Source organism: Ignavibacteriales bacterium, assembly GCA_026390575.1.
Lineage (GTDB): Bacteria > Bacteroidota > Ignavibacteria > UBA10030 > UBA10030 > Fen-1298.
The window spans coordinates 205,594-222,279 of record JAPLFR010000016.1; the positions used below are offsets into that span (position 1 = coordinate 205,594).

General features: G+C 43.9%; 16 protein-coding genes. 11 read left to right on the top strand and 5 right to left on the bottom strand.

The genetic code is table 11. The annotated features are described in order from the left end of the window. The first annotated feature begins 61 nt into the window (after positions 1-61). Both NTX44_13760 and NTX44_13765 read left to right on the top strand, forming a co-directional pair. Complete coding sequence (locus tag NTX44_13760; GenBank protein ID MCX6122671.1) at positions 62-949, top strand: T9SS type A sorting domain-containing protein; 888 nt, start codon at positions 62-64, stop codon at positions 947-949. A gap of 181 nt (positions 950-1,130) precedes the next feature. Then, on the top strand, positions 1,131-1,550 hold the full coding sequence (locus NTX44_13765; GenBank protein ID MCX6122672.1) for a hypothetical protein: 420 nt from the start codon (positions 1,131-1,133) through the stop codon (positions 1,548-1,550). A 117-nt stretch (positions 1,551-1,667) separates the two neighbouring features. Here NTX44_13765 and NTX44_13770 read toward each other — a convergent pair whose 3' ends face one another. After that, positions 1,668-2,027 (bottom strand): response regulator, encoded by a 360-nt coding sequence (locus tag NTX44_13770; GenBank protein MCX6122673.1) that lies wholly within the window; start codon positions 2,025-2,027, stop codon positions 1,668-1,670. 317 nt (positions 2,028-2,344) lie between these two features. Between NTX44_13770 and NTX44_13775 the strand changes: the two genes are divergently transcribed. The 8 genes from NTX44_13775 (at position 2,345) to NTX44_13810 (ending at position 10,866) form a co-directional block, all read left to right on the top strand. Continuing rightward, positions 2,345-3,259 (top strand): universal stress protein, encoded by a 915-nt coding sequence (locus NTX44_13775; GenBank protein ID MCX6122674.1) that lies wholly within the window; start codon positions 2,345-2,347, stop codon positions 3,257-3,259. A 105-nt stretch (positions 3,260-3,364) separates the two neighbouring features. After that, on the top strand, positions 3,365-5,356 hold the full coding sequence (tkt, locus tag NTX44_13780; protein ID MCX6122675.1) for a transketolase: 1,992 nt from the start codon (positions 3,365-3,367) through the stop codon (positions 5,354-5,356). A gap of 92 nt (positions 5,357-5,448) precedes the next feature. Next, positions 5,449-5,907, top strand: a complete 459-nt coding sequence (locus NTX44_13785; GenBank protein ID MCX6122676.1) for an endonuclease domain-containing protein — start codon at positions 5,449-5,451, stop codon at positions 5,905-5,907. Between the two features lie 36 nt (positions 5,908-5,943). Continuing rightward, the gene (locus NTX44_13790; GenBank protein MCX6122677.1) at positions 5,944-6,198 is read left to right on the top strand and encodes a type II toxin-antitoxin system HicA family toxin; all 255 of its coding nucleotides are present in this window, start codon (positions 5,944-5,946) and stop codon (positions 6,196-6,198) included. Beyond that, positions 6,195-6,416, top strand: coding sequence for a type II toxin-antitoxin system HicB family antitoxin (locus NTX44_13795; GenBank protein ID MCX6122678.1), 222 nt, complete (start codon positions 6,195-6,197; stop codon positions 6,414-6,416). Before NTX44_13790 ends, NTX44_13795 begins: the two co-directional genes overlap by 4 nt. A gap of 35 nt (positions 6,417-6,451) precedes the next feature. Next, positions 6,452-8,689, top strand: coding sequence for a type I restriction enzyme HsdR N-terminal domain-containing protein (locus tag NTX44_13800; GenBank protein MCX6122679.1), 2,238 nt, complete (start codon positions 6,452-6,454; stop codon positions 8,687-8,689). A 25-nt stretch (positions 8,690-8,714) separates the two neighbouring features. Further along, positions 8,715-9,428: an outer membrane beta-barrel protein gene (locus NTX44_13805; GenBank protein MCX6122680.1), complete on the top strand. Its 714-nt coding sequence runs from the start codon at positions 8,715-8,717 to the stop codon at positions 9,426-9,428. 37 nt (positions 9,429-9,465) lie between these two features. Further along, positions 9,466-10,866: an MFS transporter gene (locus NTX44_13810; GenBank protein ID MCX6122681.1), complete on the top strand. Its 1,401-nt coding sequence runs from the start codon at positions 9,466-9,468 to the stop codon at positions 10,864-10,866. A 375-nt stretch (positions 10,867-11,241) separates the two neighbouring features. On the opposite strand, the gene NTX44_13815 is transcribed toward NTX44_13810, so the two are convergent. The 4 genes from NTX44_13815 to NTX44_13830 all read right to left on the bottom strand — a co-directional run bounded on the left by NTX44_13815 (position 11,242) and on the right by NTX44_13830 (position 15,649). Further along, positions 11,242-11,760 (bottom strand): transposase, encoded by a 519-nt coding sequence (locus NTX44_13815; GenBank protein ID MCX6122682.1) that lies wholly within the window; start codon positions 11,758-11,760, stop codon positions 11,242-11,244. Positions 11,761-11,918: 158 nt separating this feature from the next. Next, positions 11,919-12,629, bottom strand: a complete 711-nt coding sequence (locus NTX44_13820) for a hypothetical protein (GenBank protein ID MCX6122683.1) — start codon at positions 12,627-12,629, stop codon at positions 11,919-11,921. A gap of 20 nt (positions 12,630-12,649) precedes the next feature. Continuing rightward, the gene (locus NTX44_13825; GenBank protein MCX6122684.1) at positions 12,650-14,161 is read right to left on the bottom strand and encodes a bifunctional UDP-sugar hydrolase/5'-nucleotidase; all 1,512 of its coding nucleotides are present in this window, start codon (positions 14,159-14,161) and stop codon (positions 12,650-12,652) included. A gap of 174 nt (positions 14,162-14,335) precedes the next feature. Further along, positions 14,336-15,649 carry a TrpB-like pyridoxal phosphate-dependent enzyme gene (locus NTX44_13830; protein ID MCX6122685.1) on the bottom strand — a complete coding sequence of 438 codons (1,314 nt, stop codon included), beginning with the start codon at positions 15,647-15,649 and terminating at the stop codon, positions 14,336-14,338. A gap of 420 nt (positions 15,650-16,069) precedes the next feature. On the opposite strand from NTX44_13830, the gene NTX44_13835 reads away from it, so the two are divergent. Then, a complete protein-coding gene (locus tag NTX44_13835) occupies positions 16,070-16,654 on the top strand; it encodes a TetR/AcrR family transcriptional regulator (GenBank protein MCX6122686.1) in 585 nt (194 codons plus the stop codon). The last annotated feature ends 32 nt before the right edge of the window (positions 16,655-16,686 follow it).

The window sequence follows — 16,686 nt, forward strand, 5'->3', positions numbered from 1 at the left end:
TTGAGAAGTGTACGGGACCGCACTTCATTTAAATAACCACAATAATATAGAGGATCTCACAATGAAAATTATGAAATTACTTTTTCTCTTTGGTTTATTTTCTCTCCCGCTTCTGGCTCAAGGCCCAATTCCGAATGGTGGATTTGAGAATTGGATGAACGGGGCTCCGAATAGCTGGTACTTCAGTCCTAATATTCCCGGGGCGGGAACAGTGACTCAATCAAATGTACCTCATTCAGGGTCATCTGCCGTGCGACTTGAAGCCATATCTTTTTTCGGCCAAACGCTCCCGCCCATCTTGATTTCAGGAACCGGATCATCAATGCAAGGATTTCCCTATGCTACCCGACCTGCTTCGCTTAATGGGTATTATCAGTTCTCACCGGTTGCGCAGAGCAACGACTCCCTGACAATTATAGTAACCTTCTTCAAAACCGATGCAACCGGATCAGCATTTGGCGGAGGAACAATTGGAATAGGAGCGGCGGCGTCATCGTATGTTCCATTTTCAATCCCGATAGTATATCTTCAGGATGGCAATCCTGCGGTGTGCATGATTTATATTAATATTCGAGGTCCTTTAGTCGGAAGCCAGACTATACCGCATGTAGGTTCATTCGCATTGATAGACGATCTTGAGTTTTCAAGTTCAACCGGTGTATCGAATAAAAAATCCGGACAACCATTGCAATTTTCCTTAGATCAGAATTATCCTAACCCCTTCAATCCAACAACGACTATCAAATATCAATTGAGTCAAGCCGGTCATGTTACACTAACGGTATTCGATTTGCTTGGACGTGAAGTAACCACACTGGTCAATGAAGTCCAGAATGCCGGTGCTCACGAGATCACATGCGATGCACATAATCATACCAGCGGTATGTATTTTTACAAATTGACAGCAGGTAATTTCACCCAAGTCAAGAAAATGACATTACTGAAATAATTACTTCATCATAAACATGAAAGACATTAGCCTGAATTTCGTACGATTATTCTTTATTTCCATTATTTGCGCCTCATTTATCGGTGCACAAAATTTCTGATTGATGGGATCCCAAAAGGATATTCGCATTATCTCAACTAATAAACTAATCATTAACCAATGACAAAAAGGAGCTATTGAAATGAAAAACATTTTATTGTTTGGATTGGTAGTGGTGATGGTATTAAGCATTTTCATCGGAGGATGCAAAAAGGATGATTCATCAACCCCATCCTCAAACGATAATTCATCACAAACACAGACGGGCACCATCACAGTCGATGTCGGTAGCGGATTAACCCCAACTTACACATGGGCTGGAGGTGGCGTTCTTCAACTTAATGTTACGCAGGTGTCAGGCACAGCCGGTCTCGTTTGGGGAATTGCTAGTAATTCCGGATCTAACAACATTGCCTCGCCTGTAACACATGGAACCGTGCCGTCAGGAACTACTCAAACAACACAGGGCACCGCAGGGAGAACATTGACTGCCGGTGCTTCATATACGGTTACAGTAATGCGTTCGGATGGTACATACGGTACTGCGAGTTTCTCTCGATAACAGTCAACAGATGGTGTCAAAGGTGTGCTCTTCTTCTTCCTAACTCGCCTTATTAAAAAACAAAAGGGCTCTGTAGCAATCCAGAGCCTTTTTATTTTCATTTTATATCGATTATTATTAAATGTGTTCAATAATCTTTAATAATTCATCCGTCACTATCGGTTTCTGAATAAAAGCTTCAACATCCGCAGCAAGAATATCTTGCGGAGAAAAATTTGCCGCATGAGCAGTGACAATAATCACAGGAAAGTCCGGATCTGTTTCCTTTACCCATTTTGTAAACTCCATTCCATTCATGACCGGCATTTCCAAATCAACTATTGCCAGATCAACTTTCAACGTCCGCATTACTTCTAATCCCTCGGCGCCATTGGCTGCATCTAATACCACATACCCGTTGTTTTCCAATACCCGCCTAAGAATTAAGCTATGGATTTCTTCATCCTCTACAACAAGTATCGTTGATCCTTTTTTCATTTTATGGGCCGATAGTTCATACCGGAAGATACGTCTCTATCAAATTTATTGCAAGAAAATAACGAACCATCCATAAGTGCATGAGGGTTGATAAAAAGATGGAACAGCCGTTAGCGAACAATAACCCAAATTACGTGATATTCCCTATGCAATAGACATTGAATAAAACAAAGCAATTGATGTGGAGGAAAATTGAAATTTACAATTTGATACCCTCAACAACCCACCGATCATGACTACGGATCGATAACTTGCCGCTTGCTTCTTTGCAAAAAAAGCTTCACCCTTGGATAGAAATATTAATATCGGCTCTATTCATGTACACACTCAACCGAATTTTGTGTCCCACAGATTTTTCCGATGCATCGCTGCAAGCGATCCGATTTGCCGTGTTTCTTGCGAAAAGCGAACACGGGCACATTAAGTTATTATATGTTGATGAAAACGAAAAGGATCCGTTGGGATTCTTTGTGCCCGATGAGCAGTATCAAGCTCTCTACCGTGAGACAGTGACTACGTTTGCGCAGCGTAAATTCAAAGAAATTTCAGAACGCGCTGCACTTGATCCGCAAACATCAAGCACACATATTCATTTTGGAACCGCATATCACGAAATCATACAAGAAGCAGAAACCAACAGGTTTGCTGCGGTCGTGATCGCTACAGAAGGATTGGGACATGCATCTCCGTATTTACTAGGGCGCACCGTGGAACGTGTGGTTCGTCTCTGCCGTGCACCGGTGATTTCTGTACGCCCGTGCGATCATGAACCGAAATGGAAAATTAAAACTATTCTATGCCCTACGGACTTTTCGGAATACGCTAATTATGCGATCCCGTATGCCGTCTCAATTGCCCGCCGGCATCATGCAAAAATTATTCTTCTTCACATTGTCGATTTAACGGTGCAGCATCCGGAGTTGCTTGTGCAAAAATTTCCCGACCTCAGTGTGTATCACAAACAGGCAAATGAAATTCAAGTGGAACGAATTGTTGGACGCGATGTTGAGCCGGAGAATTCCATCGTCCGACTCGCAGAGGAATATGAAGCGGATCTCATTATTATGGGTACGCATGGCGCCCGCGGCATGCGGCGAGTGCAAATTGGCAATGTAACAGAAGAAGTCGTGCGACGTACGCTCACACCCGTTCTCACTATTACACACCCGGTTCATAAGTCCGTATTTCCGTACCGCTTTAACGAAGAATATACACCTCAGAATTCTCCCTGAGCATCTTCGTCATTCGTTCGCGGCTTTGAATTTCTGCAAAGCTTCACTATCTTATTTCCACTTATTTTTCATTCTATGGCTGAAAAACCTTCGGAGAAAAACACGATGATTTCAAGACCATTAGATCAACTTTGTATCAATACGATTCGAACGCTTGCTATGGACGGGGTCCAAAAAGCAAAATCCGGTCACCCCGGTATGCCCATGGGCATGGCACCCGTTGCCTATGTACTGTGGACAAAACATCTCAACCATAATCCTCTGAATATGCACTGGCAGAATCGCGACCGGTTTATTCTTTCCGGCGGACACGGTTCGATGCTGCTGTATAGTTTGCTTCATCTTACCGGCTATAAAGTTTCACTCGATGATTTGAAAAGTTTCCGCCAGCTTGGGAGCAAGACTCCAGGCCATCCTGAATATGGCCACACCGATGGCGTGGAAGTAACGACCGGACCGCTTGGTCAGGGATTTACAAATGGCATAGGAATGGCAATTGCCCAGAAATATCTCGCTACCCGTTATAATAGACATGGATTCAAAGTTGTCGATTATCAGATATACGCAACCCTTGGTGATGGTGATTTGATGGAAGGAATCACATCTGAAGCTGCGTCACTTGCCGGACATCTCAAACTCAATAACCTGATTTATTTTTATGACGATAACCATATCAGTATAGACGGTCCTACGGAACTTGCATTCACTGAAGACCGGGCAAAACGGTTCGAGGCATACGGATGGTTTGTTCAAAAAGTAAAAGATGGTAATGATCTGAAAGCAATTGATAATGCTATTCAACGTGCCAAGAAAGAAAAAGGCCGTCCATCTATTATAATGGTGCGAACGCATATTGGTTTCGGAAGTCCGAATAAACACGACACTGCCGAAGCCCACGGCTCACCTCTCGGAGATGCGGAAATCAAGTTGACGAAAGAATTTTACGGATGGGATCCGGAAAAACAGTTTTACATTCCGGAGAAGGCGCTCGCTCAATTCCGAAAAGCAATTGAAGCAGGAAAAAAGAAAGAAGCGAAATGGAACGAGAAGTTGGCTGCATACAAACAGAAATTCCCCGAGTTAGCTACCGAATTAGAAAATATTCGCCAAGGAAATTATGGCGAGGAATGGAAAAAAGCATTACCGACATTCACCGATGCAATGGCAACGCGCGAAGCATCGGGTAAGACATTGAATGCCATCGCCCCATTTCTTCCATCGATGATCGGCGGCTCCGCTGATCTTGCGCCGTCGAATAATACATTTGTTAAAAGTATGGGCGAGTTTCAACCTGGCAGTTACGGCGGACGGTATCTGCGGTACGGTGTACGCGAACATGCGATGGGCGGCATCATGAACGGTTTAGCTGTCACGGATGGTGTTATACCTTACGGCGGTACATTTTTCGTTTTTTCGGATTATATGCGCGGGGCAATTCGGCTTGCGTGCATCATGGGCATTCGGCCGATTTATGTTTTCACGCACGACAGTATCGGTGTCGGCGAAGACGGACCAACGCACGAACCGGTTGAGCAGCTTGCAGCATTGCGCTGCATTCCGAATATGATTTCTCTGCGTCCATCCGATGCAAACGAAACAGTTGCTGCTTGGAAATTTGCAATCGAACATAAAACCGGGCCTATTGCGTTATTGCTCACACGGCAGAAACTGCCAACCATCGATAGGACAAAATATCCGTCAGCGGATAATCTTACAAAGGGAGCATACGTTCTCGTCGAGAATTCCCCCACTCCCGATCTCATTCTCATCGGCACCGGTTCCGAAGTCCAGCTCGCACTTGGCGCTTATGAACAATTAGTGAAAGAAGGCGTTAAAGTCCGCGTGGTGAGCATGCCGTCATGGGAATTGTTCGAGCAGCAATCGAAAGAGTACCGCGACTCCGTTTTTCCACCGAACGTCAAGAAACGCATCGCTGTTGAAGCAGCAGTTTCGATGGGCTGGGAAAAATATATCGGCGATGCCGGACGATTCGTTGGCATGCATTCCTTCGGTGCTTCTGCGCCGGTGGATGTCATCTTCAAGCATTTCGGATTCACGGTAGAGAACGTTGTAAAAACAGCGAAAGAGATCCTGTAATCCATTTTTTACTCCCTTGTTCCGTCTGCCTTTTTCAGGCAGGCAGAACACTCCCCCTCGCTGAGGGGGAGAAAAGTGTAATAAAATATTAAATGATACGCGTCTTCAACAAGTCAGCAGTAAAATCAAGACGAAAATCATTGCGACATTCGATGCCGGAAGCAGAAGTTATTCTTTGGTCAAAACTTCAACGTCGCCAAGTTGACGGGCTGAAATTTCGACGACAATATAGCGTGGGTAAATTTATTGTTGATTTCTATTGCACTGAATTAAAGCTCGTCATAGAAGTTGATGGAGACAGTCATTTCCAATTGGGCGCTGAAAAGCGTGATGCGGAACGCGAAGTTTTTATCAAGCAATACGGAATCAAATTTCTTCGATTTACCAACTCTGATGTGAAAGAAAATCTTTACGGTGTATTGACACAGATTTGGGAAGCATTACAAGAAATGAAAAAAGAGCACATTTTTTTTCTCCCCTGCCAAGGGGAGATGTCCCGGAGAATTGATAATTCTTCGGGACAGAGGGGTTGGGAAAAAAGCATACAGTGAAAATTGTGACATGGCATTAACGAAAGGTCTATTTCATTGAAAGAGAAGAAGCTCCTAAAAAAGATACTTGCCGGCTCAAAGAACATTTCATTCCGGGATTTTGTATCTTTATTACGTGCATTCGGCTTTCAATTAACACGGGCGCAGGGAAGTCATCATATTTTTCAGCATATTGGTATTCAAGAACTCATCAACATCCAAAATGTTCGAGGACAAGCGAAACCCTATCAAATCAAACAGTTTCTTGAATTGATTGAAAAATACAATCTGCAAATCGGAGAGAAGCAATGAAAGATTATCATATCAACATTTTCTTTAGCGAGGACGACGATGGATACATCGCCGATATTCCCGATTTAAAGTATTGTTCAGCTTTCGGCAAAACTCCCGATGAGGCGCTAAAAGAAGTCCTTCGGGCAAAACGAGCATGGCTTACAACTGCCCGATCTACAGGTAAAAAAGTCCCTTTGCCAAAATATCGTCCAGCAATTTATCGTATCGCATCATAATGAATTTCTTTTGGTAGAGATATCATTGGAATTCTATGAGCACAAGAAAGAACCTTTTTTCTAATTTCGATTTTCGCAGGCTCAATTCTTCCGATTTCAAAGAAGATAGCGTTCGTGAAGAACTGGTACTTCCTATTCTCAAAGAACTCGGTTATTCAGGCCAGCAGATTGTCCGCAGTAAGTCCCTCTCTCATCCCTTTGTCAAAATTGGCTCAAAGAAACGGCAGATCAACATTGTACCGGATTACCTCTTAAAGATCGAGGACACGTACGCCTGGGTTTTAGACGCAAAAGCTCCAACAGAAAATATTCTTCATGGTGAAAATGTAGAGCAAGTTTTTAGCTATTCAATGCATCCTGAGATACGTACCAAGTTTTTTGCTCTCTGCAACGGCAAAGAATTCACACTCTTCCGACAAGACACTCAAAAACCCATACTTCATTTTCAGTTGCGCGACATCGAAAGAAATTGGGACAAACTTGAGACCTTCCTTTCACCCGCCTCGTTCCATATAGGAAAAAGTATTGTCTATCCACTCCCGAGTGCGGAGAAAAAATCTGTCCAAGAATTCGATTACCTCAGCCGGCCTCTTCCTGAAGAATTTCCGGTGAGAAAACAGGAAGCCAAACGGCACTTTGGTGTGCATGGCTACTTTACAAAGCAATCGTGGAATGTTGTGCAGGAATACATCCGTAATTTTACGCAAGCTGGTGATTTGGTTCTTGATCCATTTGGCGGAAGCGGTGTTACATTGATTGAAGCATTGATGACCGACCGGCGGGCAATCAATATCGACCTCAATCCGATGTCAGTATTTATAGTGGATGCATTGATTGCTCCGGTAAAGATTTCGGAGTTAACGGCAGCATTTGACAGAGTGAAGAAGGCTTTTGTCGAGAAGAAACCGACTACAAAAAAAGAAATCAAAGAAGCACTCAAGAAATATCCATATCCAAAAGGATTTACACTTCCGAAAGGTTCTGACGTTAAAACGGTTGAAGACTTGTTCAGTGAGAAACAATTAGCTCAATTGGCTTTACTTAAAAGTCTCATTCTCAAAGAAAAAGATAAAGATATTCGGAAATCATTACTTCTTGCATTTTCAAGCAGTGTCAATAAATTCAATTTGACTTTTCATTATACAAAAAGTGAAGGTGGCGGTGATAGCGGACCGTTCAGATACTACCGTTATCGAATGGCTCCAGATCCAGGTGAACTTGAACTAATCGATATCTTTGAAACAAAATTTAGACGGGTTTCCTCAGCCAAGCGAGATATTGAATCCAAAATAAATAATTCCACTATTGCTAATGCCAACGTTATTAAAGGCACTGCGACCGATCTCAAAAACATCAAATCTAAGAGTGTAGATTACATTTATACTGATCCGCCTTATGGGAAGAAAATCCCATACCTCGATCTATCGGTTATGTGGAATGCATGGCTCGATCTGGAGGTAACAGAAAAAGATTATCAAGAAGAAGCCATCGAAGGCGGCGAGCATAACAAAAGCAAGGAAGAATACGGCGATCTCATCGGCAAGTCCATTGAAGAAATGTACCGCGTACTCAAGTTTGATCGCTGGATGAGCTTTGTGTTTGCCCATAAAGACCCGGAGTTCTGGCATCTCATTGTCGATACTGCAGAGAGAGCCGGTTTTGAATACGCAGGAGCTGTGAAGCAGGCAAACGGACAAACAAGTTTTAAGAAACGACAGAATCCGTTTACCGTCCTTTCCGGTCAGTTAATCATCAACTTCAAAAAAGTCCGAAAGCCCAAAGCTATTCTAAAAGCAAATCTTGGAATGAAAATTGGCGACATCATTATGCAAACGATGGAAGGCATCATTGCGAAACATCACGGTGCTACACTCGAACAGATTAATGATGAGATTATTATCAAAGGATTGGAACTTGGGTTCCTCGATTTATTGAAAAAAGAATACTCCGATTTAACGCCGCTGTTGCTAGAATCCTTCGACTTTGACGAAGTAACACATCTTTTTTCCATCAAGAATAATGAGAAGTTCAAAACACATATTGACCTGAACTTGCGTGTCCGGTATTATCTTATTTCATTCCTCCGTCGGCAGAAGCTAGAAAGAAAGCAACCGACATTTGATGAGATTGTTCTTCATATTATGCCGTTGCTCAGAAACGGAATAACGCCGGAGAAACAGACAATCCTGAATGTTCTTGAACACATCGGCGAGCGTGTCGGCAAGGATTGTTGGCAGCTTAAACAAACCGGTCAAGGAAGTTTATTCCTGTAACGGTATGGTCAATAAAATAAAGACAATGCGTCGATTTCTCTTTTACTTAATTCCTATCACACTTTTCAGAATATCACACGCCGTGGGGGAAGAGAGAAAAGAGTACTTGTTTCATCCATCATCCACTCTTCAAGACCAGCCGCAGAATGGACAACCGGAAAGCTCAAAGAGCAGCATATACCTTCAGTTCAATACAAGCGGACTTTATCCTTCATTGACAGATTGGAAAAACCAACTCCATTTATCCGACGGTACACATCCCTCAGGAACAAATATTGTTTTTGGTGCAGAGGCAGGTTGGGTTATAAACAGCTATATTCAAGCAGCGATTGGGTATGAATTTTTCTTCACCTCAAAAGTCTCAACGATCGAGACCACAGGCGATCAGATCAACAGTACCTATTTCTATGGATCGCTCCGTGGAAGCATACCGCTTGAATCGATTCAGAATCTATCATTGTTTAGCAGCATCGATGTCGGATCCCTTTCGGCGACCGAAGTGATGGAAAATTACTATGGACAAGATTTCAACAAAACCGGTTCTACAACCGCCTATCGGTTTATGTTCGGTGCACAATATTTTATGACAGATAATTGGTCCATCATGGCAGGGACCGGATATTTTTCTGGTAAAATAAATACAGTCACAGTCAATGGACAAACCTGGCCCAATTTTGCTTTAGACTTGTCCGGTTTTATTCTTCGCTTTGCCGTCAATTATCATTTTCAATTATTCTAACAACGACATTCATCAAAGAACTATACTAAAGAATCCTATGACTTCATCTGATCTCCCTGTTCACAGTCCGGAATTCCGCAAACAGCGCGTCATCAACTGGATGTCGCTTGGAGTTCTCTACGCGTTCTTCTATATGACGCGTTACAATTATACCGCGGTTGCTCCCGCTCTCGCAGACTTGCTTGGCTGGAAGAATACAGAGCTGGGTGTATTCGAAACGATTATGCCGCTTGTGTATGGACTTTCCGTTGTCTTGAATGGTCCTTTCGCTGATCGCATCGGCGGGAAAAAAGCATTCCTCTTCGGAGCCGTCGGTGTTGCAATTATGAACTTTCTCTTCGGTCTTGCGGGTCTCGCCGTTATTTCTCCTGCAGTCTGGGAAGGAATCGGCATAGCTCGGCACGTTGCTATCCCTGCTTCCCTCAAGTTTGGTTTATCCGGTGGGATGATCCTGACACTGATGGCAATTGTGTGGGGATTGAATGGATTCTTCCAATCGTTCGGCGCGCTTTCGATTGTGAAAGTGAACGCGCAATGGTTCCATGTTCGTGAACGAGGCACTTTCGCTGGAATATTCGGTGTACTGATTCGCCTGGGATTGCTGTTGGCATTCCAGGGTGTCCCGATTATTTTGCTCTTTCTTCCATGGCAGTACGCGTTTTGGATTCCAGGTGCGTGCGTGTTAGTACTCTTTGTCATCAACTATTATTTTATGCACAACTCACCGAAAGATGCTGGATTGGGTGACTTTGAAACCGGTGACGATCCAGAAGACAGCGATGGCAAACCGTCGTCTGTCAAGTATGTTCTCAGAAAAGTTTTTGCATCGCGCGTTATGTGGATGATCGCGCTCGGTTCCATGATGATTGGTTTTGTGCGCCGGAGTGTCGTGGATGCGTGGTGGCCTAAATATTTTGTGGATTTCTATGGCGCAGACAAAGCCCACTTCGCGACGTACCTTCCATACATCATTGCGACATGGGGAATTGCGCTCGCCGGCATCGCTGGCGGTTTTGTGTTCGGTATCGCTTCGGACCGCACCTTCGGTGGACGGCGCGCACCGGTGATCACTTTCGGATTCATCGGCATGGCAATAGTCCTCGCCCTCTTCGGCATATCGGATCTTCTTAACTTCGGCCCTGTGTTGGCAGCATGCTGTCTCGTGCTACTCTCCTTCTGCGTCAACGGTGCGCATGGAATGATTGGTGGTGCAGCATCGATGGACTTCGGCGGAAAGAAAGCTGTAGCAACAGCTGCAGGATTATTCGATGGAATGCAATACCTCGCCGGCGCATTTGTTGGAATGGGTGTCGGATACATTACTACAAACTGGGGCTGGGAAGCGTGGCATTGGACACCAATTCCATTTGCACTCATTGGCGCTTATGTGATGTCACGTCTGTGGAATGTAATGCCAAAGGGGAGATCAGGACATTAACTGGTAGAATCCCTGCCTGCGGCAGGCTCGCCTAAGCACAAAGTGCGTCGGCGAGCAGGCAGGCGGTCACCGACCGGATTTATTCACGCAAGAATATCCTATCTGGTGATCGGATGCTACGATGATCCGATCTAATGATCGGATGCTACATTATGATATCTCGTCCGTAGAATGTGATTCCAAAAAGAAGGTCAGGGCATTAATCCGTAGAATCCGGTCACCGACCGGATTCCATCATCATCCGATCTAATGATCGGATGCTACATTATGATATCTCGTCCGTAGAATGTGATTCCAAAAAGAAGGTCAGGGCATTAATCCGTAGAATCCGGTCACCGACCGGATTCCATCATCATCCGATCTGGTGATCGGATGCTACTCGTATCTATCAAATTCCTTTGGCGCATCGAAGTCGCAGAAAACATCTTTGAGCCATCCTTTTTTAACAATCTCACGAAAATTATGATATGGAAAATCTTTGGGTTTAATACCAAGATGCTTCCACGAATTTGAAAAGATATAAGAAAGATGATTTTCAAAATCCTTGTTCTCTAATGAAATCCGTATGCAATGGTCCATCGTTCCTCTCTGCCAGACATGCTTTTCTATCCCATGCCTCATGATCTCATGTGATGTAAATTTCTTGAAGTCTCTCAAAAACACGGACATTGATAGAACAGTTTTAATTTCTACCAAGAGATGAATGTGATCGGGCATAATAGTAAATGCTATTATATCCTTAAGCTTCTTCGAATAGAATCGTAATTCTTCGATAAGATATTCCGGAATTTGATTTTTATGAAGAAGTTGTTGTCGATTAAAAGTGCAAAACGTGAGAAAATATAAAGAATTAGGATCTTGCCATCTTGGAGGTTTTCTCGAAAACGGTTTCATTAGCATTTCCCCATTGATTCGGTAGAATCCCTGCCTGCGGCAGGCTCGCCTAAGCACAAAGTGCGTCGGCGAGCAGGCAGGCGGTCACCGATCGGATTTATTCACGCAAGAATATCCGATCTGGTGATCGGATGCTACGTCATTTATGTTATCCTGTTCTACTTCTGTAAACTCCACAACTTCGTTGTTACACGCTCAAGCTCGGGAGCAATAAGCGCTGGATCCATTGTCTTCTCCGGCATGTTCTCAAATGCACAATAGGGAATCGTGTGTCCTTTCACTTCGATGAAATTCGGATCCTTTGCCGTCAATTGTTCCCAATCGTTTGTCTTGTAATAAAACTCCATCTTCTCATCCGGCAAAGAATGATAGAGAATGGAATCTTCCTGACCGGGCCGCGCGCGTCTGCGATTCTTGCGAACAGATTCCTCGTATGGTACTTTAATATACACCAACGAAGCCTTGCTGAGCATCTCATCAGAAAGAAATGTCAACGCGTGATGGATAGCGTTCTCACCGCCTCGCGCAAATTCCACGAGCGTCGTCATCTTATCGTGATATGCAGGGTCTTTCAATACTTTCTTCTTGTAATCCAGTGCCATACGATCCATATACAAATCCCAGATATACTGATCCTTGAACCAATACTTTTCATCGCTCCAGATACGCGGCTTCTTGAATCGCGTCATCAAATCATCCAACTCAAACGTTTCCCATACATAGACGAAATCATCAAGCTCTTCAAAGTTAGCAATGTGGAATTTTTCAAGCCGTAGTATCGGATCGCATTTTTTTAAAAAGTCGATGACTTCAGATTTTCCGGCTGCCGGACGGCCGGTGATAATAAGGATAGGAAAATGTTGACTCATGGTTGTTCCTTTCAATGTCTTTATTTCACGAGTTTGATACGGTGTTCGATCTCGGAGGAGATTTCTTTTACAGCCCGTACTTTCATTTCGATAGCAGAGAAGACTGTTTGATTGAGCACGGTGAGTTTCGATAGTTTAAACCCAAAATATTTTTCAGATTCTCCCATCATATAATCGCTTGCTGCACCGATATAGGTTTTATTTTCATCCAACGGCTTGCCATTCACAAGAAATGTAGTAAATTCAATTCCGCCACCGGTCTTTTTCCGCCACTCACATTGAATGCCCGATGTCTGAACACCGGTGTGCTCGTTAAGAAAGAATTCTACCATGGAACGGAGTTGTTTCCCGGTAAGGTCAAACTTCACAAGGATGTTGCGAAATGGAAGTATCTCAAATATATCCCGTTTTGTAATGGGCCCAGCTGTCAAATCTTTTCTGATGCCCGAGGAATTCATAAAACCGACATCCGCACCCGCAGCTTCACGCTGCGCATCGGCAATAAAGTTACCGATACCGCTTTCGCCGCGGCCGCGATTCCAATCGGTTTTCAGTGTGGCAATAACTTTTGAATAATCCTGATCTATCATCATTTTGATAGAATCAATAAAAGCAGAAAGCTCCGTTTTTGGTCTGGCAGCATTGTGCCATAGTTGTACCAAACTTCCATCGTACGAAATCACATGATGTTTTTCTACTTTCAAATCGAGAACGCCAAGATTTTCCAAATTTGATCCAGTCTGTACAATCAAAACGCCGTTAACTCTTTTTGGGTGCTTCAGCCGTGTATGTGAATGTCCGCCGATAATTACATCCAACCCTTGTACATTCACCGCCAGAATTGAATCTTCATCCACACCTTGGTGTGTGAGCGCAATCAGTAAATCTGTTTGCGGAAAAAGCAATGCAGCAAGCCGTTTCACCGTCTCAATCGATGGAAGGATTTTGATACCTGCACCGCTGTTTTGATTCACGAGATTGTAGAAGTCATCGGACATGATGCCGATAATGCCGATCTTCAATCCGTTTTTCTCGATGATGATGTATTCCTTATTGTTGATGGGAAATTTGTTTAACGTATCGAGAATATTTGCAGAAATTGTCGGAAACTTAGCAACATTCGTCAGCTTGCGAAGATTGGCCACCGAAATATCAAAATCATGGTTGCCCGGCGTCCACAGTTCATAACCGATGCGGTTCATCATTTCAAATAACGCTCCACCTTCAGCACCGCCGTATGTATATTCTGTAATCGGATTTCCCGTCATTACATCGCCGGCATCAAGCAACAGGGATGCGGATTTCACGCGTCGCAAGCTGTCGACGACAAACGAGAGTTCATTAAATCCGCCGACCAGCGGCTTGGGATTTTCTTTCACCCAAAAAGCTTCATGCGGAATAAAACTTGCATGCATATCGTTCGTATGCAAAATGGTGATGGTCTTCGGCTGGCAAAATATCGCCGTCAGTGCCGTCAATGTCATGATCAACTGGAGCTTCGTCCGTGTTAACCATCGTGCTGATGATTTCATAATAAATCCTGTTATGTGATAAGAATTGTTGCGAGCAAGATACAGATAAAAAACATCTTTCGGAATAGCGCATGCTGCCATTTATAGTTTACTATTCCATTTTTATAACTCTAAATAAAAAAGGGGGCGAATTGTTCGATTCGCCCCCTTCTGAAAAATTAATTAAGCGGTGTTTTACTTCCCGTTTCCATTGCCGTTGCCAAGCTTGCCGGCGAAATATGCGTCGTAAGCACTCATATCAAAATGGCCGTGACCGCTCAGGTTGAAGAGAATAATTTTCTTTGTTCCTTCAACCTTAGCTTTCTTTGCTTCCTCAATTGCCGATTTGATGGCATGCGATGATTCCGGCGCAGGGATAATTCCTTCTGTTTGCGCGAACAGCACTCCAGCTTCGAATATTTCAGTCTGGCTGTATGCCTGCGCTTCAATCAGTTTATCCTTATACAATTTGCTGACGATAGGAGACATGCCGTGGTAGCGTAATCCGCCGGCGTGAATCGAGGGCGGCATGAAATCATGTCCGAGCGTGTACATCATAAGCAACGGCGTCATTCCGGCAACATCCCCCAAGTCGTACCGGTACTCGCCTTTTGTTAATGACGGACACGTGGTCGGTTCAACTGCAATGGCTCGAAGTTTTTTCCCACCAATTTTATCTTTAATAAACGGCAGTACAATACCGCCGAAATTCGATCCGCCGCCCACACAACCGATGACGATATCAGGATACACTCCGGCTTTCTCCATTTGTTTCTGCGATTCCAGTCCGATGATTGTTTGATGCAGCAGCACGTGGTTCAACACGCTGCCAAGTGCATAATTGGTATCCTGACGGCCTGCGGCGTCTTCTACTGCTTCGCTAATGGCAAGGCCAAGGCTGCCGGTTGAATTTGGATTCTTTGCAAGTGCATCCCTGCCCGCTTTTGTGTCGGTGCTCGGACTCGCAACCACTTCCGCTCCCCACGTGTGAATCATAGAACGGCGATACGGCTTCTGCTCATAACTCACCTTGACCATATATACCTTGCATTCCATCTTGAACATTTTACATGCCAACGACAGTGCACTTCCCCACTGTCCGGCTCCCGTTTCTGTGGCAATGCGCTTTATCCCGGCTTCTTTATTATAGTACGCCTGTGCAAGTGCCGTATTCAATTTATGGCTTCCTGCCGGACTGACACCTTCATATTTGTAATATATTTGCGCAGGAGTATCGAGTGCTTTTTCAAGATCAAGGGCACGGATGAGCGGCGTTGGACGATACGTGGCGTATGCGTTCCGCACTGCATCCGGAATTTCAATCAGCCGTTCTGTGGTTACTTCTTGTTTTATCAATTCCATGGGAAAGATTGGTGCGAGATCCTGCGGACCAACCGGCTGTTTGGTGCCGGGATGAAGCGGCGGGTCCATAGGTGTAGGCAGATCCGCAAGGATATTGTAATAGTGAGTCGGAATTTCTTTTTCTTCGAGCATAAATTTACGTGGCATAACGACCTCCATGTTGTTGAATGTTGATGTTGTTTATGTGATTAATAATTGTGAACAGAGGTTCCCACGACAGATCGATTCGGCATGAAACGAAAAAAGTGGGAACGCTCTCGTCCGCGTTTCCACCTTTGCTGGGTAATCGATGTAAATGAGCTACCTCAGAGGAAGCGCGGACTTTATCCAGCGCCACCACCAAGCCTGTTGCTGACTGCGATATTCTAATTCATTGCTCATTCTGGAATTAGAATAATAAATCTTTCAAAAAAAGTCAAGAACACATTTAAAAATTCTTTCAATTAATTTCTCATATTGATGCACGAAGACAGGACAGACAATAAACACTTACGATCATAGAGGTTGACAAGGAAGAAATAGTTTATCATTTTTGAATAGTGCTTCATTATTCAGAGGAATAAAAACATGCGGAAGCGCGAAGGGAACAAAGAACAGGCGATTTTGGATGCAGCAGTAAAAGTATTCGCAAAGGACGGGTATTACCATGCGAAAATATCGTCCATAGCGGATCTCGCCGGTGTTGCTACCGGAAGCATCTACCTTTACTACAAGAATAAAGAAGGTATTTTACTCACAATCTTCGACCGTCTGTGGTCTGAATTAACCAATGGATTGCGGATTATCGTAAAACGTTCAGATATAGACCCTGCACAAAAACTCGACCTTGTGATTGATAATTTTTTCGGGCTCTTCATCGCAAATCCATCTATCGCCTCTGTGTTTGTTAACGAACAGCACCTTTTGATCAACAACAAACGAGGAAATGTTGCTAAGCACTATAACGATTTTTTCGACCTTGCCGAAGAAATTATCCGGGAAGGTGTACGAAAGAAAATATTCAGAACCGATATAGATATAACACTCTTTCGTCATTTCATCACAGGAGGGCTGCGGAATCTGCTGGGTCAATGGGCGCAGCAATCTCAGACTCTGACTTTGGACTCCATCCGTCAAAATGTAAAAAACTTCATGAAGCACGGCCTCATGTAAATGATTCGATTCTTTTGCTGTTCCTTTATTCC

What these genes read in the sequence shown, in the direction of transcription:
- NTX44_13805 (MCX6122680.1), top strand. Translation starts at nt 8,715, where the DNA reads ATGCGTCGATTTCTCTTTTACTTAATTCCTATCACACTTTTCAGAATA.
- NTX44_13760 (MCX6122671.1), top strand. Translation starts at nt 62, where the DNA reads ATGAAAATTATGAAATTACTTTTTCTCTTTGGTTTATTTTCTCTCCCG.
- NTX44_13835 (MCX6122686.1), top strand. Translation starts at nt 16,070, where the DNA reads ATGCGGAAGCGCGAAGGGAACAAAGAACAGGCGATTTTGGATGCAGCA.
- NTX44_13770 (MCX6122673.1), bottom strand. Translation starts at nt 2,027, where the DNA reads ATGAAAAAAGGATCAACGATACTTGTTGTAGAGGATGAAGAAATCCAT.
- NTX44_13820 (MCX6122683.1), bottom strand. Translation starts at nt 12,629, where the DNA reads ATGAGTCAACATTTTCCTATCCTTATTATCACCGGCCGTCCGGCAGCC.
- NTX44_13830 (MCX6122685.1), bottom strand. Translation starts at nt 15,649, where the DNA reads ATGCCACGTAAATTTATGCTCGAAGAAAAAGAAATTCCGACTCACTAT.
- NTX44_13810 (MCX6122681.1), top strand. Translation starts at nt 9,466, where the DNA reads ATGACTTCATCTGATCTCCCTGTTCACAGTCCGGAATTCCGCAAACAG.
- NTX44_13800 (MCX6122679.1), top strand. Translation starts at nt 6,452, where the DNA reads ATGAGCACAAGAAAGAACCTTTTTTCTAATTTCGATTTTCGCAGGCTC.
- NTX44_13795 (MCX6122678.1), top strand. Translation starts at nt 6,195, where the DNA reads ATGAAAGATTATCATATCAACATTTTCTTTAGCGAGGACGACGATGGA.
- NTX44_13785 (MCX6122676.1), top strand. Translation starts at nt 5,449, where the DNA reads ATGATACGCGTCTTCAACAAGTCAGCAGTAAAATCAAGACGAAAATCA.
- NTX44_13765 (MCX6122672.1), top strand. Translation starts at nt 1,131, where the DNA reads ATGAAAAACATTTTATTGTTTGGATTGGTAGTGGTGATGGTATTAAGC.
- NTX44_13815 (MCX6122682.1), bottom strand. Translation starts at nt 11,760, where the DNA reads ATGAAACCGTTTTCGAGAAAACCTCCAAGATGGCAAGATCCTAATTCT.
- NTX44_13825 (MCX6122684.1), bottom strand. Translation starts at nt 14,161, where the DNA reads ATGAAATCATCAGCACGATGGTTAACACGGACGAAGCTCCAGTTGATC.
- tkt (MCX6122675.1), top strand. Translation starts at nt 3,365, where the DNA reads ATGATTTCAAGACCATTAGATCAACTTTGTATCAATACGATTCGAACG.
- NTX44_13775 (MCX6122674.1), top strand. Translation starts at nt 2,345, where the DNA reads ATGTACACACTCAACCGAATTTTGTGTCCCACAGATTTTTCCGATGCA.